The sequence below is a fragment of the Gordonia sp. HS-NH1 genome (genome assembly GCF_001418765.1).
GTDB lineage: Bacteria > Actinomycetota > Actinomycetes > Mycobacteriales > Mycobacteriaceae > Gordonia.
Genome location: NZ_LIYC01000056.1, coordinates 1 through 26,009, shown reverse-complemented (window position 1 = coordinate 26,009; position 26,009 = coordinate 1). Strand labels below are relative to the sequence as shown.

25 protein-coding genes and 1 tRNA gene are annotated in these 26,009 nt (G+C 67.3%); 10 read left to right on the top strand and 16 right to left on the bottom strand.

Annotated features, from left to right (window positions below):
* Window positions 1-51 precede the first annotated feature (51 nt).
* On the bottom strand, window positions 52-405 hold the full coding sequence (locus AMD30_RS25580) for a hypothetical protein (protein WP_231632825.1): 354 nt from the start codon (window positions 403-405) through the stop codon (window positions 52-54).
* A gap of 743 nt (window positions 406-1,148) precedes the next feature.
* On the opposite strand from AMD30_RS25580, the gene AMD30_RS22725 reads away from it, so the two are divergent.
* The 4 genes from AMD30_RS22725 (at window position 1,149) to AMD30_RS22710 (ending at window position 3,907) form a co-directional block, all read left to right on the top strand.
* Complete coding sequence (locus tag AMD30_RS22725; protein WP_055477202.1) at window positions 1,149-1,730, top strand: hypothetical protein; 582 nt, start codon at window positions 1,149-1,151, stop codon at window positions 1,728-1,730.
* 50 nt (window positions 1,731-1,780) lie between these two features.
* Window positions 1,781-2,632 (top strand): esterase/lipase family protein, encoded by an 852-nt coding sequence (locus AMD30_RS22720; protein WP_055477201.1) that lies wholly within the window; start codon window positions 1,781-1,783, stop codon window positions 2,630-2,632.
* Between the two features lie 102 nt (window positions 2,633-2,734).
* Window positions 2,735-2,810: transfer RNA gene (locus tag AMD30_RS22715), tRNA-Thr, on the top strand.
* A 449-nt stretch (window positions 2,811-3,259) separates the two neighbouring features.
* Complete coding sequence (locus AMD30_RS22710; protein WP_156354386.1) at window positions 3,260-3,907, top strand: hypothetical protein; 648 nt, start codon at window positions 3,260-3,262, stop codon at window positions 3,905-3,907.
* Window positions 3,908-4,219: 312 nt separating this feature from the next.
* Here the strand turns inward: AMD30_RS22710 and AMD30_RS22705 are convergent, their stop codons facing one another.
* The 6 genes from AMD30_RS22705 to AMD30_RS22680 form a co-directional block, all read right to left on the bottom strand.
* The gene (locus AMD30_RS22705) at window positions 4,220-4,453 is read right to left on the bottom strand and encodes a hypothetical protein (RefSeq protein WP_055477199.1); all 234 of its coding nucleotides are present in this window, start codon (window positions 4,451-4,453) and stop codon (window positions 4,220-4,222) included.
* Complete coding sequence (locus AMD30_RS22700) at window positions 4,453-5,544, bottom strand: hypothetical protein (protein WP_055477198.1); 1,092 nt, start codon at window positions 5,542-5,544, stop codon at window positions 4,453-4,455. The genes AMD30_RS22705 and AMD30_RS22700 overlap by 1 nt, the downstream gene beginning before the upstream one ends.
* Before the next feature lie 11 nt (window positions 5,545-5,555).
* A complete protein-coding gene (locus AMD30_RS22695; protein WP_055477197.1) occupies window positions 5,556-5,801 on the bottom strand; it encodes a hypothetical protein in 246 nt (81 codons plus the stop codon).
* A gap of 249 nt (window positions 5,802-6,050) precedes the next feature.
* Complete coding sequence (locus tag AMD30_RS22690) at window positions 6,051-7,280, bottom strand: AAA family ATPase (RefSeq protein ID WP_055477196.1); 1,230 nt, start codon at window positions 7,278-7,280, stop codon at window positions 6,051-6,053.
* Window positions 7,277-8,230 (bottom strand): bifunctional DNA primase/polymerase, encoded by a 954-nt coding sequence (locus AMD30_RS22685; protein ID WP_055477195.1) that lies wholly within the window; start codon window positions 8,228-8,230, stop codon window positions 7,277-7,279. Before AMD30_RS22685 ends, AMD30_RS22690 begins: the two co-directional genes overlap by 4 nt.
* Before the next feature lie 203 nt (window positions 8,231-8,433).
* The gene (locus AMD30_RS22680) at window positions 8,434-8,670 is read right to left on the bottom strand and encodes a helix-turn-helix transcriptional regulator (protein ID WP_084817352.1); all 237 of its coding nucleotides are present in this window, start codon (window positions 8,668-8,670) and stop codon (window positions 8,434-8,436) included.
* Between the two features lie 223 nt (window positions 8,671-8,893).
* Here AMD30_RS22680 and AMD30_RS22675 point away from each other — a divergent pair, with 223 nt between their 5' ends.
* A complete protein-coding gene (locus AMD30_RS22675; RefSeq protein WP_055477193.1) occupies window positions 8,894-10,318 on the top strand; it encodes a tyrosine-type recombinase/integrase in 1,425 nt (474 codons plus the stop codon).
* A gap of 286 nt (window positions 10,319-10,604) precedes the next feature.
* Complete coding sequence (locus AMD30_RS22670; protein WP_010844233.1) at window positions 10,605-11,765, top strand: hypothetical protein; 1,161 nt, start codon at window positions 10,605-10,607, stop codon at window positions 11,763-11,765.
* A gap of 22 nt (window positions 11,766-11,787) precedes the next feature.
* On the opposite strand, the gene AMD30_RS22665 is transcribed toward AMD30_RS22670, so the two are convergent.
* Both AMD30_RS22665 and AMD30_RS22660 read right to left on the bottom strand, forming a co-directional pair.
* On the bottom strand, window positions 11,788-12,555 hold the full coding sequence (locus AMD30_RS22665; protein WP_010844234.1) for a phytanoyl-CoA dioxygenase family protein: 768 nt from the start codon (window positions 12,553-12,555) through the stop codon (window positions 11,788-11,790).
* A 121-nt stretch (window positions 12,556-12,676) separates the two neighbouring features.
* Complete coding sequence (locus AMD30_RS22660; protein WP_010844235.1) at window positions 12,677-13,240, bottom strand: TetR/AcrR family transcriptional regulator; 564 nt, start codon at window positions 13,238-13,240, stop codon at window positions 12,677-12,679.
* Window positions 13,241-13,390: 150 nt separating this feature from the next.
* Between AMD30_RS22660 and AMD30_RS22655 the strand changes: the two genes are divergently transcribed.
* On the top strand, window positions 13,391-14,233 hold the full coding sequence (locus AMD30_RS22655) for an alpha/beta fold hydrolase (protein ID WP_010844236.1): 843 nt from the start codon (window positions 13,391-13,393) through the stop codon (window positions 14,231-14,233).
* Window positions 14,234-14,326: 93 nt separating this feature from the next.
* Here the strand turns inward: AMD30_RS22655 and AMD30_RS25310 are convergent, their stop codons facing one another.
* From AMD30_RS25310 to AMD30_RS22640, 4 genes are all read right to left on the bottom strand, one after another.
* Window positions 14,327-14,503, bottom strand: a complete 177-nt coding sequence (locus AMD30_RS25310) for a hypothetical protein (RefSeq protein ID WP_010844237.1) — start codon at window positions 14,501-14,503, stop codon at window positions 14,327-14,329.
* Between the two features lie 103 nt (window positions 14,504-14,606).
* Window positions 14,607-15,128, bottom strand: a complete 522-nt coding sequence (locus AMD30_RS22650) for an SRPBCC family protein (protein ID WP_010844238.1) — start codon at window positions 15,126-15,128, stop codon at window positions 14,607-14,609.
* Window positions 15,125-15,514, bottom strand: coding sequence for an ArsR/SmtB family transcription factor (locus AMD30_RS22645; RefSeq protein WP_010844239.1), 390 nt, complete (start codon window positions 15,512-15,514; stop codon window positions 15,125-15,127). Before AMD30_RS22645 ends, AMD30_RS22650 begins: the two co-directional genes overlap by 4 nt.
* Window positions 15,515-15,592: 78 nt before the next feature.
* Window positions 15,593-16,879 (bottom strand): DNA polymerase III subunit delta', encoded by a 1,287-nt coding sequence (locus AMD30_RS22640; protein ID WP_010844240.1) that lies wholly within the window; start codon window positions 16,877-16,879, stop codon window positions 15,593-15,595.
* Between the two features lie 172 nt (window positions 16,880-17,051).
* On the opposite strand from AMD30_RS22640, the gene AMD30_RS22635 reads away from it, so the two are divergent.
* Window positions 17,052-18,512 (top strand): adenylate/guanylate cyclase domain-containing protein, encoded by a 1,461-nt coding sequence (locus tag AMD30_RS22635; RefSeq protein ID WP_010844241.1) that lies wholly within the window; start codon window positions 17,052-17,054, stop codon window positions 18,510-18,512.
* Between the two features lie 55 nt (window positions 18,513-18,567).
* Here the strand turns inward: AMD30_RS22635 and topA are convergent, their stop codons facing one another.
* From topA to AMD30_RS22620, 3 genes are all read right to left on the bottom strand, one after another.
* Window positions 18,568-21,630: a type I DNA topoisomerase gene (gene topA, locus AMD30_RS22630; protein ID WP_010844242.1), complete on the bottom strand. Its 3,063-nt coding sequence runs from the start codon at window positions 21,628-21,630 to the stop codon at window positions 18,568-18,570.
* Between the two features lie 185 nt (window positions 21,631-21,815).
* Window positions 21,816-22,400, bottom strand: a complete 585-nt coding sequence (locus AMD30_RS22625; RefSeq protein ID WP_010844243.1) for a hypothetical protein — start codon at window positions 22,398-22,400, stop codon at window positions 21,816-21,818.
* Between the two features lie 183 nt (window positions 22,401-22,583).
* Window positions 22,584-22,787 carry a cold-shock protein gene (locus AMD30_RS22620; protein ID WP_004022110.1) on the bottom strand — a complete coding sequence of 68 codons (204 nt, stop codon included), beginning with the start codon at window positions 22,785-22,787 and terminating at the stop codon, window positions 22,584-22,586.
* 335 nt (window positions 22,788-23,122) lie between these two features.
* Here AMD30_RS22620 and AMD30_RS22615 point away from each other — a divergent pair, with 335 nt between their 5' ends.
* Both AMD30_RS22615 and AMD30_RS22610 read left to right on the top strand, forming a co-directional pair.
* A complete protein-coding gene (locus AMD30_RS22615) occupies window positions 23,123-25,450 on the top strand; it encodes a DEAD/DEAH box helicase (protein WP_035718079.1) in 2,328 nt (775 codons plus the stop codon).
* Window positions 25,443-25,994: a hypothetical protein gene (locus AMD30_RS22610; RefSeq protein ID WP_035718080.1), complete on the top strand. Its 552-nt coding sequence runs from the start codon at window positions 25,443-25,445 to the stop codon at window positions 25,992-25,994. Before AMD30_RS22615 ends, AMD30_RS22610 begins: the two co-directional genes overlap by 8 nt.
* Window positions 25,995-26,009 lie beyond the last annotated feature (15 nt).

The window sequence follows — 26,009 nt, the reverse complement described above, 5'->3', positions numbered from 1 at the left end:
ACTCATGGCGCTTCTACCTCTCTCGGTGCCCGGAACAGGCTGGGCGGGAACTCATTCGACGGACCTGATGGACTGGATGTAGGACTTACCGCCGGTGGTCGTCGTGCGGATGACCTGGCGATAGGTGATGGGCGCAGCGTCGGGCTGCAGTTCGGTGAGCACGACCGAGTACTCGCCGGGCCCGCGGTCGGAGACGATCAGGCAGTGCCGGGTCCCGAGCGGTCGCTGGTTGATGTACTGCTGCATCACGTACTCGGAGGCCACCGCGCCAGGGGCCGCGACAGCGCGGGCCGCCCTCGCCGAACGCAACACGTAGTAGGCGTGGTTGAACGCACGGATCGCTCCGGCGCCCGACTCCTGGTTGCCGGCGTCGTCACCGTCGGACACCGTGGTCCCCGACCCCACCGGACGCTGCGTACAGGCAGGCTCACTCGCGACAGCCGACGTGGACGGCATCGAAGAGTCAGCGGCATCGCTGCTCGATGCTGAAGCCGTCGTCGGAGCAGGCTCGCTGCTGCGAGTGAGAACCACGCCCAGAACTGTGGCCACAATCACAACGATCGCCGCTGCCGCACCCGCGATTCGTAGTGGTGAACCGAAACCCGAGCGGCGTTCTCCGCGCGCGACTGGCCCGTTCTTCCGCTTCGCACGCACCGACTTCTCGGCTTCGGCCAAGAACGCGTCGAGCTCGGACGAGGGACGGGGAGCAGCTGGGTCCACCGCGCGGGCCGGGGCCCGGGTCGGCTCCTCGACCACCGGCACCGGACGCTCGAGGACGGCCACTGCCGCTGGCTGCGAAGTGGTGTGAGCTGGGCGTACGGAATGGTGTCGGGCCAGGTGAGCGGCCAGATCGGCGGCGGGTGTCGCCTCGACGACGGGCCACGGCGGGACGTCGGGAAACCACAATGCGGGAACACTTGGCGGCACCAAAGATCCCTCCCCCCGGCCGGTGATCATGTCGTCGTGAAGTTGCGCCCGACGACGGCACGACGCAGGGGGTCCCCCGAATACGTCGGCATTGCCGTCGCTGACCTCGGGTCACCCTACAACAGCTCTCAGCGGCCTCTCAGCTGTCATCCACAGAGGTGACACGCACGTCGGACCGCAGGTCATGCACGACATCGACCCGCTCGCTAAGGTCGAAGACTGTGCTTCTCACGGCCGCAGTCGTTCGCGGGGTCGCCGACGGAACCGTCGACCTCGCCTTCCGGCGATGGGGCCATCCGCGCATCCATCCGGGCTCGAGCTTCATAGCGCTGACGCACGTGATCGAGGTGACGTCCCTGGAACGCGTCGACCCCGAACGGATCACGCAGGACGAAGCGCGTCGCGCAGGCTTCGAGGACGCGGACGCCGTGCGGGCCACCTTGTGCGTCAACGTCCACAACCCGACCTACCGGATCGGACTGCAGTGCATCGGCGAGGACCCGCGGATCGCTCTGCGCGCCGATGACCATCTGTCCGACGACGATGTGGACGAGATCCGCACCCGCCTCGATCGCATGGACGCGCGGTCCACGCGCGGACCGTGGACGCGCGAAGTCCTCGACGTCATCGCCCGCCGCCCCGGTGTGGTGTCGACCGATCTCGCGGCCGAACTCGGCCGGGAGAGAGCAGGATTGAAGCAGGACATCACCAAGCTCAAGAAGCTCGGACTGACCGACAGCCTCGTCGTCGGTTACGAACTGTCGCCGCGCGGCGTCGAATTCCGTCGTCGCGACTCCGGGTAGCAGTCGCCGAAACGCCGTGCCGGACCGTCCGGTCGACGACAATTTTCTTCATGAACCGCATCCGAGCCGGGGTCGCGTCGGCCATGACCGCGGTGGCGGCGATGAGCCTGTGCCTCGTCGCGGGCACCGCGCACGCCGCGCCGTTCCCCGTCACGACCGACGCGGCGACCGCCATCGCCTCTCGGTACCTCAGCCCGGCGTCGGAGTCGCCTGCCGGCTCGAATCGTTTCGACTGCCGGGACCGCGAAGACCGCAACCCCGTGGTGCTGCTGCACGCGACGGCCATGAACCAGGGCGCCAACTGGGCGTACCTCGCGCCCATGCTGGCCAACGCGGGTTACTGCGTGTTCAGCCTGACCTACGGTCAGACCAGTTGGAGCGGCAACACCGGAGGCCTGGGGAACAAGGAGGAGTCCGCCCGTGCGGTCTCCTCCTTCGTCGACCGAGTCCTGACCGCGACCGGTGCCGAGAAGGTCGACCTCGTCGGCCACAGCCAGGGTGGCGCGATCGCTCAGCTCGTCACCCAGATACCTGGACGCGCGGCACAGGTGGGCACGATCGTCGGACTGTCCGCGTCCAACCGCGGATACTCACGTGTCGGTTCGATCACCGACCGGCTGCCGGCCCGCGCTCCCGGTCAGAGCTACTGGGGTCCGCGACACCCCTCGATCCGGTACGTCAATCTCGCGACGCGGTACGACGAGATCTCGACCCCGTACGTACTGACCTTGATGCCGCCGGGGCCCAACATCACCAACACCGTGGTGCAGGATGTGTGCCCGGCGTCGAGGATCGGTCATGTCGGGATGGCCTACTCGCCGACCGTCGGGACGCTGGTCCGCAATGCGCTCGATCTGGAGCGTCCGGTGCCGGTGGTCTGCGGTACCGACTTCCCGGGTTGACCCGACCGACGCTCCGGCGGAACCATCACCTGCCGTCGACGACCCGGGTTTTGTTCGTTCTCCGACCCTCGCTAGACTCGTCAGCGCTGCCTCGCGTAGCACGCCGCCCTAGCTCAGTCGGTAGAGCAATTCACTCGTAATGAATAGGTCAGGGGTTCGATTCCCCTGGGCGGCTCCATGGATCAACGCAGATCAGACGCGATTCTGTTCGCCTCTGGCGGTTCGCTGCACGAGCAGCGACGCTTCGGCAGCACACACAGAGCACACACACCGCCGAAAGCTAACCCGCAAACCTGGCCCCGTTTGCGCGATGCTCGCTTGGGCACACCGTCTCGATTGGCGATCAACCGTGACAAACGTGAAGTAGCATCGCCGAGTGACCGACAGGACGTCAGATGGGCGATAGTTGGCCGTCGGTGCGCGCGTCCGACCTGATTCGCGTCATCGAACGACATTGCGGGCCCCCAATCCGCCAACGCGGTTCACACCGCAGATACAAGGGTAAAGACGACGAGTTCACGTTCGCATACCATGACGGTGTGGAGATTACCGGGAACATGGTCCGGCGTGTCTTGGTTAATGACGTCGGATTGACCCCGCAGAACGCACGAAGAGAGGTGTGAGGTGATGGCCAACGACGCACAGACTGTCGTCTACCGCTCTAGCATGTCCGGCGGGCCCCAGTGGCACTTCTACTCCATGCCCGAGAGCATCGTCGGGGGCGCCCACGACCTCGAAGACGCGCGCGAGCAGTACCGGGAGGCACTAGCGTTCTCCCTGGAGACAGCGGTCGATAACTTGCCCCCTGTTCGTGAGCTAGTCGAACACGAGGCCAGCAAGGGGTCCGGAGTCTGGGTGCGAGGTGGGATTGACGCGCCCAGTTACGAGAATGCACTGACGTTCCTGACCGGATATGTCGAGAGCCAGCCAGCCAGCGAGATCGAATGGTTCTTCGAGCAAACCGCCGCTAGCGGCGACGCGATCCTGATCCCGGTCGAGTTCGAGGACACGCTGCAAACGATCACCTCGCAGATGACACCTTTCGATTCGGTTTGGGCCGTCGCGCAGGGCAAGGACCCTGACGGTAGCGAGATGCTTGTCTGGCTGGCCCTCGGCGGCAGTGAGGCACTGTCCGACGACGACAGCGGATCTACCGTGAACCTGGCCGATCTCGGACTGACCCCCGACAGCCCGATGGTGGACGTCTTCAAGCGTGTCATCGACAACGCTCGACAAATGCATGCCGAAGGCAAGTACGCACTAGCCACCGTATGAACCGATTCGCGTTGCGTTGCGCGGCAACGTAGTTCAGGGTCGGGCGAACCTGGACTAGTCGATCCTAGGCCGCTGACGGGCCTCTCAGGGGTCCGTTTGCCCTGGTCAGGGTCGTATAGGCGGTTTTGGCCCAGACCCGCACACCCACGAGCGGGCAGTACGCGGCGGTGCCCTGCGCGAGACGGTGGGGAGGGGTGGACACCCCCCCTCTCTGGCCGACGTGTCGAACCAACGACCCTCGGATACGACGAGACCCCGACACCGCACGCAGCAGTATCGGGGTCCCAGATCGGGCTGACGGCCGATCACTCGTCAGTCAGGCAAGTACCGGCCGAAGCCTCGGTCAGTGGCGCCAGCGCGTCCGGGTCCGCGTCGGGTCGTCGGCGGCGGACGGTGCTCGGTCCCGTTGTCGGTGGTGGTGGTGGTGTCGGTCCCGTCAGCCGTGGTGCGACCCCTCGTGTTGTGCTCGGCCTCGGCCTCCTGCGCCGTGTGCGGTCGCGCGGCCATCGACTCGTCGAGGTAGCGGCCGAATCCTCGGTCATCCATCAGATGTCCCCCGTCTCCACGAGATCAGCCACACCACGAGGAGCAGGACGAGACCCCTCGTCCAGGCCGCACCACCACCGCAACGCCGTATGCGAGGACCCCTCCCCAACAGCACGCGGCGCAGTGGACCCCTCCCACTGCGACCCCTGGGTGCGGGCCTCAGCCTGCGGCGAGTTGTGCTCTCGCGCCTGCTCGTCGGTCACGAAGTCGCCGACCTTGACCCGCGGCGGCGGAACTACGCGCAGCACTCCCCGGTGGACCTCGAAACCGCGGTCGAGGACGGCCGCAACCCACTGACGGACCCGCTGCACTTCGTCCCACCGCGACACCGCCGAGCGCCACAACCGGATCGACGACACCGCGCCGTCGTCGGCGTCCCCGTCCACGATGTCGTCGAGAGACACGTCCACGGTGAGGCCGGCCAAATTGAGCCGCTCGTGAGCCTGCGCCGCATCGCGCAGCACCTTCCTCGCCTCCTCGATCACAGCGGCGTCGACCTCGGCGAGAGCGGCCACCACCGCGGCCTCGGCCCGTTCTGCGGCTCCCCGCTCGATTGCCGTGCGCACCCCCTGCTCGGTCGCGAGCGGTACGTGGTCGATTCGGTCTCGCTGCCACTCGATCAACGGCGTCAGGGTCGGCGGCACCTTCTCCCGCTTCTCGGCCGCGTCCAGGGCCGCGCTGGCCGCGTCCGCGGTGCGGGCTCGCAGGTTGTCGGTCTTGATCCGCGCGGACAGCTCTCGCGATTCCTCGTCGATCCGGGACAGCGCGCGGGACAGCGCACCTTCGGCGTGCCTGTAGCGCACGAGGTCGAGCACCGTTGCGCCGATCTCCCCGGCGTCCGAGAGCTTCGGCGTCATGGGGTGTTGCGCGACGCTGCGCGGCGGCCTCTGCGGCACCAACGCGTTCGCTCGTGCGACTTCCCGCTCCATGCGGGCGTCGGAGTTTCGGGCCTCGGTGTCCCTGTTGGCCGCGGCGATCTCGGCTCGGCTCATCGGCGGGCGGTCGAGGCCGTAGGGGTCCGGGTCGCGGCGGCGGCTCTCGCGGAACGCCTCGGGCGGCGGCGGCGCGCTCGGGTCGAAGTCGGTCGTCATGTGATCTCCTCTCATCCGGCCGTGCGGCCGGTGGTCGTGTCGTGCTCGGTGTGTGTGGTCTGTTGGGTCCGCTCGTGCTCGGCCACTCGCGCGGCGTGCTCGGCATCGGTGTCGCTCGGCCAGCGGTAGAGAGGGTGCCACGTGGTGCCCGGGGTCGGGTCCCGCATCTGCCGATCGCAGTAGTCGGCGAACTGTGCTCGGCGGGCCTCCTGCCGCTCGACGTCACGCTGTCGGCGGGGTCCGTCTCCGCGGGTCATTTCGTCGTTTCTCCTCTCTCAAATCTGGCCGTCACGGTGGCTTCGCCCCCCTTCCAGGGGGGCGGAATCCGTGATTGACCCTCAATCACACGAGTGCGTGATTGGCTGACCTGGGCAAACAGCGCCACCGTGATTGAGCGTGATTGGCCCGTGATTGACCCGCGCGTGATTGAGGCCGTGATTGGCTGACCTGCGGTTATGGTTTTCGGCGTGATTGACGCGTGATTGACTAGTTGGATCACTTGACGCTCAACCGTTCTCGTCGCCGTGGGCACGCAGAAACCACCGGGTGGGCGATCGTCCGTCGTCGCCGCTGCCTCCGCGTTCGCCGTCGCGCTTGACCAACGCGCCGCGTCCGACGGCCTCGGTGAGCCGCCTGCGCGCCTTCTCGATCTGCGAGCGCGACGGCCGCGAGGTGTCGCACAACATCACCGCGACGTCGGTCGCGGTCGCACCCTTGGCGCCTTGGCTCCGCACGAGGGTCACCACGTCGGTTGCGGAACCGTCAACGGTGCTGCGGCCGGTCGGGTCGTGCGTGACGAACAGCGGCCCGACGTCGTCCATGGGCTGCTTCAGGTGCAACAGCGTCACCACCTGATCACCGGCCACGCCGTGCAAGAGGACCACCGACCCGGCACCGGCGGTGATGTGCTGCGACCCGTAGACATCGGCCAACGTCTTGGGCGGGCCGTCGCCGGACCGCTTGACCATGTGATGCAGCTCCAGGACGTCAACCCCCGCCGTCAGGACCTTCTGCCGCGCGCGGTTGTACTCAGCGCCAACGCGGTCCTCTGACAGGCCCACGGCCGCATCCTTGATCGAATCGACGACCACTCGGTCTCCCGGTTGAAGTCCGGCCCGCGCACACAACTCGACGAACGCGTCGGAGTCGACCGCGAAGTCGACCCACGGCGGACCCTGCTTGATCACGAGGCGACCGGCCAACCGCTCGCGGTCCTCGGGCTCGAAGAATCGCCGGATGTTGCGACGCGCCTGCGCCGGGCGGTCCATCGCCAGATACAGCACGCGGCGACACTCGGTGACCGGAAACCCCAGCACCCGGTCACGCAGTCCCAGAGACCCCGAAACCACCTGCGCGGCAACCGAAGTCTTACCGACACCGGGCGGGCCGCTGATCGTGAGCGCTTCCCCCGCCGACCACAGGACACGGGACCCGCTGCCCCACAACGCGGGTGCGGCGTCGGGCTCATCGAACAGCCATACCGCGCCGTCGATAAGGTGGTCGTCAGCGCCGGTCTCGTCCTCGTCCTCGGCGTCATCAGGGACCAGCGCGGCGACCCGCTCGCCGATAGCACGTACCGCGGCCAGCGGAGCGTCTTCGTTGGCGTCGTGGTCCTGCGGCTCGTCGACCTCTGGCGCCGGGTCGACAGCGACCACCGGCTTGCCCTTCTGCTCGTCGAAGTGTCCACCGCACGCGGGCATGTCGGCGGCACCGGCGAGACCATCGAACCGGCTCATTCGGCACTCACCCGGATCACCGCACCGGCAACGGCGCGCACGATCTCGCTTCCGATGTCGTCGGGGTCGCGTGCAGGCTCACCGGCGCTCATCCGCCGTTCCATCTCCCGCACGAACGCCGCGATGACGTCGCGCACCGCAACGCGGCCCCCGGGGTGCCCCTCGGCCGCGAGCGCGACGACACGGTAGGAGACGCGCGTCAGGGTGTCGTGCGCGGCCTTGCGCATCGACACCGCCAGCGCGGTCGGCTCGACGGCGCGGGCCATGAGCCGGTCCATCTTTCCGGGTGGCAGCGCGTCGAGGAAGTCGCCGAGGTCGTCGACCGTGACCGTCTCCAGCGACACGTCACCGATCCCGCTCAGCGCCGCGGGTAGGACACGATGCCGGGTCGTGTGCAGCACCGGGCGCCGATGTTCGAGACCTGCGATCCACGACAGCGGGAGCTCGGCAGCGGGGGTCCACTCGTCGCTGTCCAGGTACTCGTAGCGCGCGGTCCCGATCCGGCTCGGGGGCACGAGTACGTAGTGACGACCACCCGCGCGCAGGTCGACACCGGGCCCTGCAATCCCTCGGAAGCGGATCGCCGGGTCAACGGCGTAGTAGTAGTGCAAGCCACCTTTGGGAGTCCGGACGGTACGCGTGGCGGGCAGCGGGCCGTACCTCGATTCGAGGTCGGTGATCGTCTGTGCGGCCATCGGCTTGTCGAGGTCGATGTCGATGACCAGGACGCCGGACGGCACCGCCACCGCGAGGTTCGCATCGGGCCAGCGCCGCCACCACGCGGAGATCATCCCGTGGTCGGTGGTCGCCGCGTGGAAGCCGCTTCGGATGAGCGGAGTCTTACCGTCAGCGATGATCGGTAGCACCAACCCCCCGGACTCCGCGAGCGTGTGCGCGGCCAGCTCGACGTCGGTCTCGATGTCGAGTTGTTCAGGGTCCGTGGGCGTCACGGGTGCGAAGTGTCCGATGCTCGACGTATCGTCGTGGTGAGCGTTCTCCTGCTCTCTGAGTCCGCGGTTGGCAACCGTGGCGGCGGCGCCCGACTTCCGGGTCGGGCGCCGTTTCTCATTCCTGGGCAATTTTCCTCAATTCGATTGCGTGCGAGTGCGTCTTGCGCCAGATACGCTCCCCGGTCACTGGTGTGCGTGAGAGGTCAGGTCAGCCGCGAAATCCACGTCTGGACGTCTGATGCGCGGTACCGGATCGCGCCACCGACCCGGACGAACGCGGGGCCTTTGCCACTGCCGTCGGTCCGCCAGGTGCGCAACGTGCGCGGTGAGAGTCCGCAAACAGCCCCGGTCTCGTCGGTGTCGAGCAGACGGTCGAGAGCGTCAGCAGACGCCAGCACTTCCCGTGCCCGGTCAGTGAGATTGATTGCCGCAGTTGACATTTTATCTCCTCAGTTGAGTGTCGTTGTGACTCCGGCTGTTTCGTCGTCCGGTGTCGGCGAGCTGCCAACAAAGGTCCATCACCGTCGCCAGCGCGCGCAATCGACGAGTGATCACCAACCGATTCAGGTGTGTCCAAATACGGGACTTAATGCCTGCTAAACGCCCATTTAGAGACGAATAACAGTTCGCCTCAGTGAATAGGTCATCTGCTAGTCTGTCGCTGTGAGTCAACGAGAGACCCCCGACGTCGTCTACCTCGACGACAGCCCCGCTCCCCGTTCCCCCGGTCGGCGGAAGGTCGGCACGGTGTCAGTGTTCGATCGGCACTACTCCGACGCACGCCGGAAGGTGCGCCGCGAGTACGCGTGGACGACGAATGCCGCCGGTCGGGCCGTCGCCAAGTCGCCGCTGCGCTGGGAAGTTCGGTACATCGACACCGCTGGAAAACAGCGTTACGAGCGGTTCGAGGACCGCGATGACGCGCATGCGCGCCGGGACGAGCTGGCCGATCAGTTCCGGTCGGGCAGCTACATCGAGAGCGAGCGGTCACGGACGGTCGTGCGCACCGTCGCCGACATCTACGTGCGCACGCTAGCGACCAAACCGGCGTCGACCCGACAGTCCTACGGGTCGATCGTGGACGTCTTCTGCGAGCGGTTCGGGGACCAGGGCGTCGGGTCCCTGCTGGTGTCCGACATCAACCGGTGGATTGCCGACCTGCTCACCGAGCGACCGAAGGCCCCGGCGAAGTCACTGACCACCGTCCGCAAATACGTCAACGTCGTGCGGAAGATGCTCGACGTCGCGGTCGACGATCGGCTCATCCGCACCAACCCTGCGCGAGGAGCCACGGTGCCTGCCACCGACCGGCGAACGGTCGTCGCAGACGAAGACGCCGCGGACGACTACCTGACTCCGGCTGACCTAGACGTTCTGCTGACTCACGTCGCCGACGAGCACACCCGCCGACTTGTGCGGTTCCAATCGCTGACCGGGCTCCGCATCGGTGAGGTGTGCGAACTGCGCCGGAGGGACGTCGACAACTCCGACCCCCGTGGCGCCGTGCTCAACGTCCGGCGGTCTGCCGTCGAGACCAAAGGCGGACTTGTGATCGGCGCTACCAAGTCCGGTCGCTCTCGTCGGGTGCCTCTGTCACCGGAGGCCGCAGCCGTCCTGCGTGAGGCGCTGGCCGTCGAGCAGGCGCGCCTACCCAAGCTGCGAGCGGCGCGGAAGGGCAGACAATCCGACGTCGACGACATCAATGCGCTCCTGGGCAGCCTGCTCGACGATGTGCTGATCTTCCGCACCTCCCGGGGGAAGCAGTTCCGGGGATCCAACGTCAACCGCGCACTGAAATCCGCGTGCGAGGCCGCGGGCATCGACAAGGTCACGACGCACAAGATGCGCCATGCGTGGGCGTCCCACGCCATCGCCAGCGGGGTCGATGCGACCCGTGTTGCTAGATTGCTCGGACACGCCGACTCCACGCTCGTGAACCGTGTCTACGCGCACGCTGGCGGTGACGACGAACTGTTCGCGGCCGTCGCGAAGATTGAAGCCAGCACACACGAGCACACACAGAGCACACACAACGGCTCGACCTTGGACGACACCGATGGACAGTCAGCGACCGATCCGACGGTCTGATACGTACCCTTAACTGCAACTACTCGACACGAGGCGACACGTAGCGACCGTCGGCGTTTCCGCTGGTCAGCGCTCACCGAAGAACTCGTAATGAATAGGTCAGGGGTTCGATTCCCCTGGGCGGCTCCATTTCGGCCCCGGCTCCGCGCCTTCGACGACCGCCGAGCGACGTTCGAGTAGTTACAACCCCGGCGCGTCGCGTAGATGTCCCGATTTGCGTCATTCAGACGACACCATGCCCCCCGCGCATCGTCTACTATCTGAGCGACAAAGAGGGGACCCAGGGGTGGCATCACATCGGCGCGGCACGCACCGCGCCGTCGACAACGACGGCGTCGGTCCTCTTCGGCGACCCTCGGGTTTCGCCGGCACGTCCCTCACCCTCGCCGCGCTCTCGCTCTGCACGGTGATCCCGACGGCAGTCGCGTCGATCAACACCACCACCCTGGTACACGCCTTCGCCGTGCCGGCCACCGTCCAGGTGTCCACCCAATCACCCGCCGCATCATTCGGTCCGAGCCGCGCCCCGACGTCGGAGGTCGGGACCGCCTCGACGGGCACGTCACTCGCGGCGCCGCCGTCGACCGACTCCGGCTCGCTCATCGCACGAGACGTGCCCGTCACGGGCGCACCTCGGACTGTGGTCATCGACCACCCGCAGTCGATCGGCCCCATCATCGCCAGTGGCCCCAGCACCCGCGCCGTACTCTCGACGGAGTTCGACGACGAGACCAAAGAACGCGCCGTGCAACAGAACCTGGCGGTCATGACCGTCATCGCCGGACTGGACGCGGACAGCCCGTTCGTCGTCTACACCGGCGATCCCCAGGCATCCGGCGGCCCGGGCGGGACCGACGGCAACACGAGCCTGACCCCTCCGCCGAGTACCGGCGGGCCGGTCATCGTCCTGGTGTCAGATCCGCGGGGACCGTGGAGTATCCGGGCGTGGCTCGAAACCATCCCGTTCGTCTCGGCACTCCTGAGGTCGCTCGGACGAGACGGCGTCCCCCCGAGAACCGAACGGCCTCACGAGACACCACGGACCGACGTCGACACGCGCGGCGAGCCGGACACCGCCGAACCACCTCGGGGGCGGCCCATCGAGCCGAACCCCGACACCCGCGACACCACTTCCGACGCCGGAACCGATGTCGAGGCGTCCCGCGACCCCGTGGAACCGCGGCAAGTGGATCGAGAGACGCTGCCGGACATCGATGTCGACAGCGTCGAGGGCACGCCGGACGAGCGCGAGGACAGTGCGACCACCGACACCGATTCGCAGTCGGACGATGAGGGCGACGACAGGCAGCCGGAGGAATCCCGCGACTCGGAGTCCGGTGACTCAGCAGGCCATACCGGTTCCGAATCGGGCGACGACGGCTCCGCATCGAGCGACCGCTCCGGGAGCTCCGGTTCCGGCGGCGAGTCCACGGACTCCACAGCCTGATCCGACATCGGCGGTCAGCGGTTCAGCCGAACACGCACGCGAGCGGACCGGCCGAGTCCGGTGACAACGGCGAGGCGAGCATCACCGGCCCCTGAGCCATGAATCGCGGTGTCGCACCGCGGTGTTCGTCGGCTGCATGCACCGTGAACGGGTGGACGACATAGACGTCGCCGGGACTTCCGGTCGCGTAGGCGACCCGACGGTCACGACTCGCCGCATCGAGGAGCGGGCCGACCTCGAAGGCACTCTGCCCCTCGTCGTCGAGGACGTCGACGGCGTCGAGATGCGATCCCACCCGGATGCGGGTCGGCGCGGCGGACGGTCCGACCTCGGACAACAGGGTCAGGACCAGCACGGTGTGGGGCCGCCGGCTCACCACCCACGATCCGTCGTCGCACGGGGTGTTGGCGTCGATGTGCCAGCCTCGGTCATCGACGGTCGGCGGCACCGGGAAGCGAACAGGGATGTTGCCCAGCGCTCCACGCGGTGTCCAACCCCCGACGCCGCAGATCGCGTCGAGCGCCTCGGTCAGCTCCGGACTGTTGGTCAGCGCTCCGAACGGGCCGGCTCCCACCATGTCCGATGCCCAGCGCACGGGTTCGGTCCAGCCCGCGGGATCGTCCTCGGACAGTCCGAGTTGGGCCCACAGACCCGCTCGCGCGCGGTCCGCTGCGCTTCGCAACGACGGACGCTCGATCTTGACGAAGCCGTTCTCGACGAAGGTCTCGGCGATGGAAGAGTCGGTGTCTGGGTCGATCACCGTCGCAGGATCGCACCGATCACGATCCATCGCCAGCGATTTTCACAGCCACCCGGCGGGGCCGGATGAACGACCGCGGTCGATTCCGCGCCGGCAAACGATGCACGATCGACGAGGGCTCGCGGCGCGCAACGCCTCCCGTGGATCCATGTCAGCGGAGCGCCTGATCGATCAGGACTTCGGCGGCGGCACGCGCATCGTCGGCGGGACGGACCGAACCGGCGATCGCCGCCGTGGTCTGAGCACCTTCGGCGAGGATGGAGAGCTGTGCGCCGAGTCCGCCGGGGGCGCCCAACTCGGCGACCAGGCCGGCGACGTACTGCTGGAAGTCGGCTTTCTGGGCACGGACCGCCGAAGCCACGGACGGCATCTCGGCGCCGAGTTCGCCATAGGCGTTGATGAAGGCACATCCGCGGAACTCGTCGGTGCCGAACCATTCGAGCAGGAAGTCGAACACGGCGAGCAGCTTGTCCCGCGGCGAGGACAGTCCGTCGGCGCACGCGGCGATCCCCGCGTTCCACTGCCGGGTCCGGTCGTCGAGAACCGCGAGGATCAGTGCTTCCTTCGACGGGAACATCGCGTAGATCTTCTTCAGCGACACCCCCGCGGCGTCCCGGACCTTGTCCATCCCGACGGCGTGGACACCGTGGGCGTTGAACAGCTGGTCAGCGGCACGGACCACTCGTTCACGTGGGTCCACGGCATCGGTCACCACACACTCCTCTTCTGCCGATTCCCGGCTTGGGGTTGCGCGGGGAACGATCGTTCTCTAGTGTAGCAATCACCGGCGAGAACGACCGTTCTCCACACGCCGTATCCGATACCGATCCCGATCGGATCGCCTCATCAGAGAGAAGTGATCGCAATGGGTTACATCACCGTCGGCACCGAGAACTCCACCGACATCGAGCTGTACTACGAAGACCACGGAACCGGTCAGGCCGTCGTGCTGATCCACGGCTACCCGCTCGACGGCAACAGCTGGGAGCTACAGGCCCGCGAGCTGATCGACGCCGGCTACCGCGTGATCACCTATGACCGCCGCGGCTTCGGGAAGTCCAGCAAGGTCGGCACCGGCTACCACTACGACACCTTCGCCGCGGACCTCGACACCGTGTTGGAGACGCTCGACCTCCGCGACGTCATCCTCGTCGGATTCTCGATGGGCACCGGCGAATTGGCCCGCTACGCCAAGAACCACGGCACGGACCGCATTGCGAAGTTCGCGTTCCTGGCGTCGCTCGAGCCGTTCCTGGTCAAGACCGACGACAATCCCGAGGGCGTCGACCGTTCCGTCTTCGACGGCATCGCCGCGGCCGCGAAGGAGAATCGTTACGCCTGGTACACGCAGTTCTACAAGGACTTCTACAACCTCGACGACAACCTCGGCACCCGCATCACACAGGAGGTCGTCGACGCGAACTGGAACACCGCGGTCAGCAGCGCTCCGGTCGCCGCCTACGCAGTCGTCCCGACCTGGGTCGAGGACTTCCGGGAAGACGTTGCCGCCGTTCGTGACTCGGGCAAGCCGACGTTGATCCTGCACGGCACGGCCGACAACATCCTGCCGATCGACGCCAGCGGACGCCGCTTCCATCAGGCCGTTCCGGATGCTGAGTACGTCGAGATCCCCGACGCCCCCCATGGCCTGCTCTGGACTCACGCCGCCGAGGTGAACGAGGCGCTGTTGGGGTTCGTTCAGAAGTGAGCGCCCCGGGGTGAGTTCAGCCGCGAGCACACCCGCGTGGAGCAGGACGGCCGCCGGATGGTTTCCATCCGGCGGCCGTTTGTCGCATGCGCCCTACTTGACCTCGTCCTCGGCCTGCTCCGGGTCAGCGGCCTCGTCAGACGCGTCCACATCCTTGTTGTCGGCGAGCGGGTCGTAGCCCGGGACACCCTCGAGCACCGTGAGTTCCTGGTCGATGGCGGCCGAGACGGCCTTGGCATCTTCCTTGATCTTGCGGATGAAGTCCGACATCGCCTACTCCTCGCTCATCGTCGCGCTCGCGGCTCGCGACCGTCGCTTCATGATAGGTCGCCGTCCGGGCCGGCTCCGGCGATCACGTCCGAGCGCGATCCGATCAGTCCCGGAACATGGCCGCGTAGGGCTCGGACAGCGCCGGGTAGTACACATCCCAGTCAATCGTCGCGACATCGCGGCCGGACTCCGCGGCCACCAGACGATCCAGGTAGTACTCCCAACCGGGACCGACGTTCTCGGCGGACTCGGGTCGCGGCAGCCCTTGCGCGAAGACGAGGGTGGTCGTGCCGTCGGTCTCGCTCAGATCGAGCTCGAGCAGCCACACCTCGTCGCCTTGGTCACCGGTGGTCGTCGACGTCATCGCGAGTCTCTGCGGCGGTACGCATTCCAGGATCGAGAACCGTTCGGACTCGACGTCGTCGCCTTCGGCGGTCATGCGGAAGTCGACGGACCCGGTCGCCGGATCACCAGTCCACGTGCCGATCCACCGTTCCATCCGCGACGGGTCGGTGATGGCCGCCCACACGGCGTCGATCGGTGCGGCGAACGTGCGCTCGAGAATCACATAGGGCACCCCCGCACGAATCTCCCGGCGGCCCGTCGCCGCGATGTCAGTACTCACCCTGTCTCCTTCTGTCTGCTGCTCGAATCTGCTGTCGGCGTGGCGTCGTCGGCGCCCGCCTGCTCACGCACCGTGCGCCGCACCTCGAGATCGAGGGCGTCGAGATGGTGCTCACCGAACCTGGGCGTGGCGGTGCCGGCGTCCACCGCGTCGAGGAACTCGCGCACCTCGGCAAGAGCCCCGGGCACGAGTTCGTAATGACGCTCGCGCCCCTGGTCAACCGCGGACACGACGCCTGCCTGGCCCAGCACCCGCAGATGCCGCGAGATGGCCGGGCGGCTGATCGGATGGTCGGCGGCCAGGTCGACGACACGCGCTGACCCCCGAGCCAGGCGCGCGATGAGCGAGCGACGCACCGGGTCTGCGATCGCCTCGAATCCGTCCATACCCATTGGTAACACATCGGTTACCAATTTCCAAGGGTCTGCTTCCCGGGACTGAGACCGAGATTCAGAGGGCTTCGACTACACGTCGACCCGTCGCGCGAGCGCGAGTCCGATCCGCGCGACCATGTCGTCGACGGCGAACTTGGGCTTCACGTTCATGTCGAGGGCCTCCCGGCACGCCAGCACGGCCTCGACACATTGGAGCAGCTGCTCCGGCTTGGCGTAGCCGGCGAGCGGGTTCGCGATGTCCTCGGCCTTGTCCGGATGCATCGCAGTGACCTGAGCGCCCACACCGACGACGAGCGCGTCGCGGAAGAGCGCGGCGAGGTCGACCAGGGCGCGGTCGAGGACGTCGCGCCCGACCCGGGTGGCCCGCGACTTCTGTCGCCTCTCCAGCTCCTTGAGCGCGCCGGCACTACCGCGCGGCATCCGTGCGGTGCCCTTGCCGGTGCCGCCCGCACCCAGCGCGGTCTTCATCTCCTCGGTCTCGACCACGTCGAGCTCGGCACTGATCGCCTTGGCGGCCTCGTCGGCCGACCGGACCAGGTCCTCGGCGGCGGCGTAGGCCGTCGAATCCCGGGCCGCGGCACGTGCCAGCCCGAGAGCCTTCTCGCGTTGCGTGCGCGCCTCGGGATCGGTCGCCAGCCGACGCGCACGACCGATGTGGCCGCCGCACACCGACGCGGCCCAGTGCGCCTGCTCCGGGTCGAGGCCGTCACGCTCGACGAGGACGCGCTCGATGTCGGCGGTCGTCGGCGTGACGAGTGCGACGTGCCGGCAGCGGGACCGCAGCGTCACCGAGATGTCCTCCGGGTCGACCGACGGCGCGCACAGCAGGAACACCGTTCGCGACGGCGGCTCCTCGACGACCTTCAGCAGGGCGTTCGCGGCCTGCTCGGTGAGCCGGTCGGCATCTTCCACGATCACGATCTGCCACCGGCCCGTCCCCGGTCGGCGAGCGGCGGCCTGGACGATGTCGCGCATGGCCCCCACGGCGAGACTGAGCCCTTCCGGCACCACATGGCGGACGTCGGCGTGGGTCTTGGCCATGACAGTGACGCACGCGCGGCATTCGCCGCAGCCGACGTTCGCGGCGTCGGGCGACTGACACTGGAGTGCCGCGGCGAAGCACTGCGCGGCCACCGAACGACCGCTGCCGGGCGGTCCGGTGAACAACCACGAATGGGTCATCGACGCCCGCGACCACCCCGCGTCGACGGCCGGGATCTCGTCGTCGGGCAGGAACAGGTCGTTCGAGGTCCCCGCGTCGAGCCTCACCGCGAGCACACGAGCGGCACGCGCGGCGGCCCGCAGATCGTCGGCGATGGCCTCTTGCCCGGTCAGCCGATCGAAGACATTTGTCACAGCAACACCCTAATCCGCAGTTCGGACACGCCTGAGACACGGAACCGTGTTTAACGATTGCAAGCAGCCAGCTACCGTAGTCTCCGTGGTTCAACAACGGTCGCGGTGGTCAAAGGGCCTGCATCTGGCCCGATGGCTCATTCATACGCCGTGGCCGATTCTCGCACTCGACATGCTCCGGGCGAACCTCGTCGGCGCACTGTTCACCTTCGCGTTCCTGCGCTTCGGCATGCCGATCCAGGACTCGATCAGCCTCGACGAGATCACCGCGCTGAACCAGGTCATCTTCGCGGCCTACCTGCTGATCGCCATGGTCATCGGGGGCTTCGCCAGCATCCAGCTGTCCCTACCGGTGCTCATCTGGCATCGTCGCCGCACCCGACTCGACAACGAGGCCGCGCGACGCCGCGCCCTGGCCCTGCCGATGCTGCTCACCGCGGTCAACGCCGCGCTGTGGGTGGTCGGAGGCACGCTGTTCACACTGGTCAACCTGACCGTGTCGTCGAAGAACGCCTTCATCGTCGCGATCGCCAGCGCGATCGGCGCGATGGTCACGTGTGCCCTGAGCTACATGCAGGCGGAGAAGGTCATGCGGCCCATCACCGTCGCGGCCATGGCCAACAACCCCGACAACGCGATCGCGCCCAGCGTCACCACCCGCATCACCGCGTTCTGGGTGATCAGCGTCGTGGCTCCGATGCTGGTGATCATCGGGATGATCGTGCTGCATCGACTCGGGATCATCGAGGCCGACTCCACCGGCCTGGAACGCCCGATCCTGTGGATGGCCATCTCCGCACTCGCGTTCAGCGTCATCGCGATCGTGCGTGTCGTGGCCGCCATCAACGACCCGATCAAGCAGCTGCGCCGCGCGCAGTCCAAGGTCAGCGAGGGCGACCTCAACGTCGCGGTGAAGATCTACGACGGCAGCGACCTCGGCCTGCTGCAGGCCGGGTTCAACGACATGGTCGCCGACCTGCGCGAACGTCAGGAGCTGCGCAACCTGTTCGGCCGCTACGTCGGCGAAGACGTCGCGCGCCGTGCGATCGAGACCGGCACCGAACTCGGTGGCGAGGAACGGTACGTCGGCGTCCTGTTCGTCGACATCGTCGGCTCGACGCGGCTGGCGGTCAACCGGCCGCCACGTGAGATCGTCGAGCTGCTCAACGAGTTCTTCCGGGTCGTCGTCGGTGTCGTCGGACGTCATGGCGGGTTCGTCAACAAGTTCCAGGGCGACGCCGCGCTCGCGATCTTCGGGGCCCCGCTCGACCTCGACGACTTCGCCGGCCGCGCACTCGCGTCCGCGCGCGAGCTGCGGGCCGAGCTCTACGAGTCCCTCGGTGACACCGACATCGGCATCGGGGTGTCGGCCGGCAAGGCAATCGCCGGACACATCGGCGCCGAACAGCGACTCGAGTACACCGTCATCGGCGACCCGGTCAACGAGGCGGCCCGCCTGACCGAACTCGCGAAAGACGAACCCACACGCGTTCTCGGGTCGGCGCGCGCCGTGTTCCTGGCATCCCACGAAGAAGCCGAGCACTGGGAGATCGGCGAGGGCGTCGAACTCCGCGGGCGCGGGATCGAGACACTTCTCGCACGCCCGCACCTCGAGCCGGACCGGCAGGGCTGAGCGACTCGCCCCAAGGCTGCGAGCTGCAGATCACCGCTGCTCCTACGCGGTACTCCTACTCGGCGTCCGGGGTCGCCTTCTTGGCCGCGGTCTTCTTGGCGGTCGCCTTCTTCGTCGCGGTCTTGGCGGTCGTCTTCTTGGCTGCGGCCTTCTTCGCGGTCGTCTTCTTCGCCGCCGTCTTCTTGGCCGGAGCCTTCTTCGCCGCCTTCTTGGTGGCCTTCTTGGCCGGCCCGCGCGCCCGGCGATCGGCGAGCAGCTCCATCGCGCGTTCCGGCGTGATCGAGGCGACCTCGTCGCCCTTGCGCAGGCTGGCGTTGGTCTCGCCGTCGGTCACGTAGGGTCCGAACCGGCCGTCCTTGATGACCATCGGCTTGCCGCTGACCTCGTCGTCCTTGCCGAGCTCACGCAGCGGCGGTGCGGCCGCCTGCCGACCGCGACGCTTGGGCTCGGAGTAGATCTTGAGCGCCTCGTCGAGGGTGATCTCGAAGAGCTGCTCCTCGGAACCGAGCGATCGCGAGTCCGATCCCTTCTTGAGGTACGGGCCGTACCGGCCGTTCTGCGCGGTGATCTCGTCGCCGGACTCCGGGTCGACGCCGACGACGCGCGGCAACGACAGCAGCTTCAGGGCATCGTCGAGGGTGACCGTCGAGATGTCCATCGTCTTGAACAGCGAGCCCGTGCGTGGCTTGGGACCGGCTTTCTTCGCAGCCTTCTTCGCGGTTTTCTTCGCCGCGGACTTCGTCTTCGTGGCCGTGCCGCCACCGGGCGCGTCGAGTGGGACGACATCGGCGTCGGCGGGGTCGGAACCTCCGGCGCCACCGCCCGCCCCACCGTCACGCGGTGTCGGGCCCGCGGGAATGGTCGCCGGGGTGTCCCCGTCGTCGTCATCGTCGTCCGACGGCAGGACCTCGGTCACATACGGGCCGAATCGGCCCTCCTTGGCGACGATCTCGTGACCGGTCGCCGGGTCCGTCCCCAGCGAACGGCCCTCTTGCGGTGTGGCAAAGAGCTTTTCGGCCACTGCGAGAGTCAACTCGTCCGGGGTGATGTCGGCGGGCAGGTTGGCGCGCTGCAGATCGGGCTCCGCGTCGGGCGACGTGGCGACGTTCCGTTCCAGGTACGGACCGAATCGGCCGACCCGCACGTAGATCGGGCGTCCTTCCTCGTCGTCGAACAGACGGATCGAGTTCACCTGCCGGGCGTCGATCTCTTCGAGATTGACACCCACGAGCTTCTTCAGACCGCCGTGCTGCGCGATCGCCGACTGGGCGGAACGGCTCTCGCCGTCGGCGGCGCTGCGATCCTCACCGAAGTAGAACCCCGACAGCCACCGCGTCCGGTTCTCGTTGCCGGTGGCGATCTGGTCGAGATCGTCTTCGAGGGTTGCGGTGAAGTCGTAGTCGACGAGGTTCTCGAAGTACGCCTCGAGCAGCCCGACCACCGCGAAGGCGATCCACGACGGCACCAGGGCGTTGCCCTTCTTCACCACGTAGCCGCGGTCCTGGATGGTGCCGATGATCGAGGCGTACGTCGACGGCCGGCCGATGCCGAGTTCCTCGAGGACCTTCACCAGCGACGCCTCGGTGAAACGTGCGGGCGGGTTGGTGGAGTGGCCGTCGGCGGTGAGGTCGGTCGCGGTGAGCGCCTGCCCCTCCGTCAGCTGCGGGAGGCGGTTCTCGGCGTCGTCGGCCTGACCGCCGGTCTGCTCGTCGACGGTCTCGACGTAGGCCGACAGGAAGCCGGGGAAGGTGATCGTGCGTCCCGACGCGGCGAACGTCGCGCGCTCCCCGGAGGAAGCCGTGCCGGCGAGCCGCAGGCTCAGCGTCGTGCCCTTGGCATCGGCCATCTGCGAGGCGACGGTGCGCTGCCAGATCAGCTCGTAGAGGCGGAACTCGTCGGCCTCGAGCTGTCCGGCGACCTGCCCCGGGGTGCGGAAGGTCTCGCCGGCGGGACGGATCGCCTCGTGCGCCTCCTGCGCGTTCTTGACCTTGCGCGTGTACTGCCGCGGCGTCGGGTGGACGAAACTGTCGCCGTAGAGCTCGCGGGCCTGGTTGCGTGCGGCGTTGATCGCCGACTCGCTCAGGCTCGTCGAGTCCGTACGCATGTAGGTGATGAAACCGTTCTCGTACAGCCGCTGGGCGATGCGCATCGTGCGATCGGAGGTGAACCGCAGCTTGCGACCCGCCTCCTGCTGCAGCGTCGACGTCATGAAGGGAGCGTACGGACGGCGCGTGTACGGCTTCTCCTCGACCGACGTGACGGTCATCGCCGCGCCCCGCAGGCCGGCGGCGAGGCTCTCGGCACGATCGGCGTCGAGCACGATCACGCCGTCCGACTTCTTCAGGGCACCCGTGGCCTCGAAGTCGCGTCCGGTGGCCACACGCGCGTCGTCGACGTTGACCAGTCGCGCCTTGAAGGTCTGCGGGTTCGAGTCGTCGGCGCTCTCCGCGTCCATCGTCGCGGAGATGTCCCAGTATTCGGCCGACACGAACGCCATGCGCTCGCGTTCGCGCTCGACGATGATGCGCGTGGCCACCGACTGCACGCGGCCGGCCGACAGCTTCGGCATGACCTTCTTCCACAGCACCGGTGAGACCTCGTAGCCGTAGAGGCGGTCGAGGATACGGCGGGTCTCCTGGGCGTCGACGAGGTCGATGTCGAGGTCCCGGGGATTCTCGGCGGCTGCCCGGATCGCCGGTTCGGTGATCTCGTGGAAGACCATCCGCTTGACCGGGATCTTCGGCTTGAGCGTCTCGAGGAGATGCCAGGCGATCGCCTCCCCCTCGCGGTCACCGTCGGTGGCGAGGTAGAGCTCGTCGACGTCCTTCATCAGCGCCTTCAGTTCGCTGACGGTCGACTTCTTGTCCGGGGACACCACGTACAGCGGTTCGAAGTTGTCGTCGACGTTCACGCCGAGGCGTGCCCAGGGCTGGCCCTTGTACTTGGCCGGGACGTCGGCCGCGCCACGCGGAAGATCGCGGATGTGCCCGCGGGAGGACTCCACCACATAGTTCGACCCGAGGTAGCCGGCGATCTTGCGGGCCTTGGTCGGGGACTCGACGATCACGAGGCGTCGGGTGCCCCCACTCGAGCGGGATGCGGTGCTGGTCTCTGCCACCGGGGCGTCCTTTGGTTGACTGGGTGGAGAACGTTCCTGCGTGTCAGTTCAGGTGTGTTCGTTGGGTTTGTACCTTATGTATAGCGCCGTTTGCACATTTGAATTCCGCGACGGATCGGCCCGGGCGACGGATCCGCCGCCACATTGACACGTTCTACCAGCTCAGAAGCCCGAGTGTGGGATGGCTAATGCTCGTCCACCGGCGGCCAGTCCGCGACGGCCTCGGCGCAGGGCGGCACCCCGACGTACTCGTGCAGGCGCGACAGGCGTCGATGGCCGGCGATCCGCAGTGCCGGCGATTGCCCGCGCGTACCGACGAGGGTCGGCGCGATCCCGACTCGCATCAACGCGGTCGCGAGGGCGGCGTGCGACTCCGGGGCGTGAGGATCCAATCCGAGCTGATAGCGGCCGGCATCGCTGTGACCTGCGGCGATCACCCACAGACGCAGCGCCCGATAGCTCGGGACCCAGCCGGACGGCATCGCCTTCACCGCGCCGGACGACCATGCCCTGTGCAACGGGTCCAGCTCATGACAGGAGGCGGTACGTGCCAGGGGCGTCCCCTCATCCGACGTCGTCGACTCGGCGTCGAGGCCGGCGGCACGCATCTCGACGACGATCTGCTCGGCTCGCCAGCGATCGGCGACCACGATCGAGACCCGCGTACCGGTTTCGGAGCGGACGGTCTGTCCGTGCGCCGCGAGCAGCCCCGCGAGGTCGGTGTACGCGGGCTGTTCGGTCTCCGCGGAGAAAAACGACAACTGGCCCACGAGTCGAGACTAGGTCGTCCCCGGGGCCGGAGCCGGGGTTTGGGGTCGGCGGGTTCACGACGCCGCGGAGCACGTGCCGCCCGCGCACGCCGGGCACAGACAACAAACCGCTCCCGCCTCGACGAATCGAAACGGGAGCGGTGGTTTGCCCCGACTGCGTGGTGCAGTCACACGCGGGTGTTCTCAGACGGCGCGGACGCCAGTGGCCTGCGGGCCCTTGGTGCCCTGACCGACCTCGAACTCCACCCGCTGGTTCTCCTCGAGGGTGCGGAAACCGGATCCCTGGATCTCGGAATAGTGGACGAACACGTCGTCGGAACCCTCATCAGGCGCGATGAAGCCGAAGCCCTTTTCCGCGTTGAACCACTTCACAGTTCCCTGTGCCATTCTTGCAATCCTTTACATATCAACTGTCGCGACACGATGGGTCATCGTGTCGTGGCCGGTCGACCGCCATACCTCAAAGAGCCCCGCGAAGATCTGCATCGATCCGCCAAACTAACCTCAGTACCACGGCTGCAACATGCTTGTCGCCCACCGGGCGGTGGGTCGCGAAAGCTGCGGCCGGAACCAGTCAATCATGTTCGGCCCCCCAGCGATAGTCACACGAACCAAAGTGAGTGAAAACCTCGTCAAACTTCAGATCAACGACATCAGCCGGTAACATCGCCGCAGGTCAGGGACCACGCAGCGACACTATTTCGAAGAGTTGTCACCAGAAGATGCAGTACTCCACATTCGGGACAGGGCTGCTGGCCCGGACCCTCGCGGGTTCCGATGCCGACCCCTCCCCTCTCACTCACCTATCGGTAATCCCGTCGCGCTCAGCATCTTTCGACGACTGGCCGGAGTGGGTGCCGCAAGCTCTGATCGACGCCTATGCCGACAACGGCATCGAGAAGGTGTGGACTCACCAGGCGCGCGCGGCCGACGCCGCATTCCACGGAAATCATGTCGCTATTTGCACGGGTACCGCCTCAGGCAAATCGTTGTCGTATCAAATGCCCATTCTCACCGCTTTGCTGAACGAAAAGAATGCGACGGCGCTATACCTCGCACCGACAAAAGCACTCGGCGCCGACCAGATCCGGGCGATGTCGTCGATCATCGCCGGACGGCCGGAGTTCGGGCATCTGCAGCCGTGCGCATACGACGGCGACACCGACCCCGAGATCCGTCAGTGGGCGCGCGCCCATTCACGCTGGATCTTCACCAACCCCGACATGTTGCACATCGGGATTCTGTCCCATCACCACCGCTGGCGTCAGTTCTTCCGGCATCTCCGATTCATCGTCGTCGACGAATGCCACCACTATCGTGGGGTGTTCGGGTCCCATACCGCGTTGGTGATGCGGCGATTGCTGCGCATCGCGCGGGCGGCCGGCGCCGATCCCATCGTCATCGGGGCGAGCGCGACGGTCGCCGAGCCGGCGGAGGCGCTGGGCAGGCTGATCGGCGAGCCGGCCGTCGCGGTGACCGAAGACGGGTCTCCCCGCGGCGAGCGGACCGTCGCCCTCTGGGAGCCCGACTTCCTGCCCGTGGTCACCGGCGAGAACGGCGCACCGGTCCGCCGTTCGGCCGGCGCCGAATCCGCCCGTCTGCTGGCCGATTTCGTGGTCGAAGGGGCTCGCACGCTGTGCTTCGCCCGTAGCCGGCGGGGTGTGGAGCTGACGGCGCTCAGCGCGCGGCACCTGTTGTCGCAGAGCGCCCCCGAGCTCGAGTCCCGGATCGGCGCCTACCGGGCGGGCTATCTCGCCGACGATCGACGGCGTCTCGAGAAGGCCATCTCCGACGGGGAGCTGCTGGGCGTGGCCACCACCAATGCGCTCGAACTCGGCGTCGACATCAGCGGGCTCGACGCGGTGATCGTCAGCGGTTATCCCGGGACGGTCGCCTCGTTCTGGCAGCAGGCGGGGCGGGCGGGGCGCCAGCGCGAGTCCGGCGACTCGCTCGTCGTACTCGTCGCGCGCGACGATCCGCTCGACACCTACCTCGTGCACCATCCCGAGTCGCTGCTCGGCAAACCCGTCGAGGCCACGGTCACCGACCCCGCCAACCCGTACATCCTGGGTCCGCATCTGCTGTGCGCCGCCATGGAGAAACCGCTGTCGGACAAGGAGATCGACGCCTGGAACGCCCGCGACGTGGCGCACGACCTGGCGAGCGAAGGTCTGCTCCGCAAACGCAAGTCCGGGTGGTATGTCACCGCCGGGACCGAGCCCCACGCCGACGTCGACATCCGCGGCGGGATCGGCGGACAGGTCCTCATCGTCGACACCACGACATCGCAACTGCTCGGTACGGTCGACACCGGTCGTGCCATGTCGACCGTGCACCCCGGCGCCGTCCACATCCACCAGGGCGAAACCTATCTCGTCGACGAACTCGACCTCGACGACGGTCTCGCGCTGGCCCACCCGGAGGATCCGGACTGGACGACGTCGGCGCGGGAGACGACCGACATCACCATCACCGCCACGCTCGCGAGCCGACGATTCGGTCCGCTGACGGTTGCGTTCGTCGAGGTCGACGTCACGCACCAGGTCGTCGGGTATCTGCGCACGTTGCGGACCGGCGAAGTACTCGACGCCGTCGAACTCGACATGCCCGAACAGACACTGAACACCCGCGCCGTGATGTACACCCTCACACCGGAGTCGCTGGCCGACGCCGGAATCGACGAGACCCGGTTGCCGGGCTCGCTCCATGCCGCCGAGCACGCGGCGATCGGCCTCCTTCCACTGGTGGCGACCTGCGACAGATGGGACATCGGTGGTCTCTCCACCGACCTCCACCCCGACACCGGGCTGCCGACGGTCTTCGTCTACGACGGCTACATGGGTGGCGCCGGTTTCGCCGAGCGAGGGCACTCGGCTTTCCTGACCTGGATCGACGCCACCCGCGACGCCGTCGCCAGCTGTGGTTGCGAGAGCGGCTGCCCATCGTGCGTCCAGAGTCCCAAATGCGGCAACGGTAACGATCCGCTGGACAAGAATGGCGCAGTAGCCGTCCTGGATCTTCTCCGTCGGGAATACTTGGCCCATGCATGACGAGGCATCCGACCGGGGGACACATACCTATCGTCAGGTCACTCGACCCTCCCGGGCCTTCTTCCTGCTCGCCCGACCGACGCAGAACACCGACCAGTTGCCGTCCTCCATCGGCGAACGCGATGTGTTCTTCTCCGAGGAGGAGGCACTCGACGCCCTGGACCTCCACTACGCGTGGTGCGCCGCCCGTTCCGGAGGATTCACCGACGTCGTGACGACCGCGCAGTGGTACCTCCAGACGGCGATGGTCGGCCCGCGGGTCACCGCGTCACTCGGCGAGGTCTACCTGGCGTCGTCCGATGCGCAGTCCGGCGAGACGTGGGCAGCGGCAGGAGGTTTCCTCACCGAAGGAGAGCTCATCCACTGGTCGTCGTTCGTTCGGGCCGCCCGGACGTGGATCCCGATGAACACCGGCACCGATGCCTTCGAACTCGCCTACCGCGGTGACACCGACGTGCACTTCCACCAATTGTGGTTTGCTCCCATGCAATCCATCCGGGTGTATCCGAAACGGATCTCGGTGGACGCGGACGGGCGCGGCTAGGTGTACTAACCACGG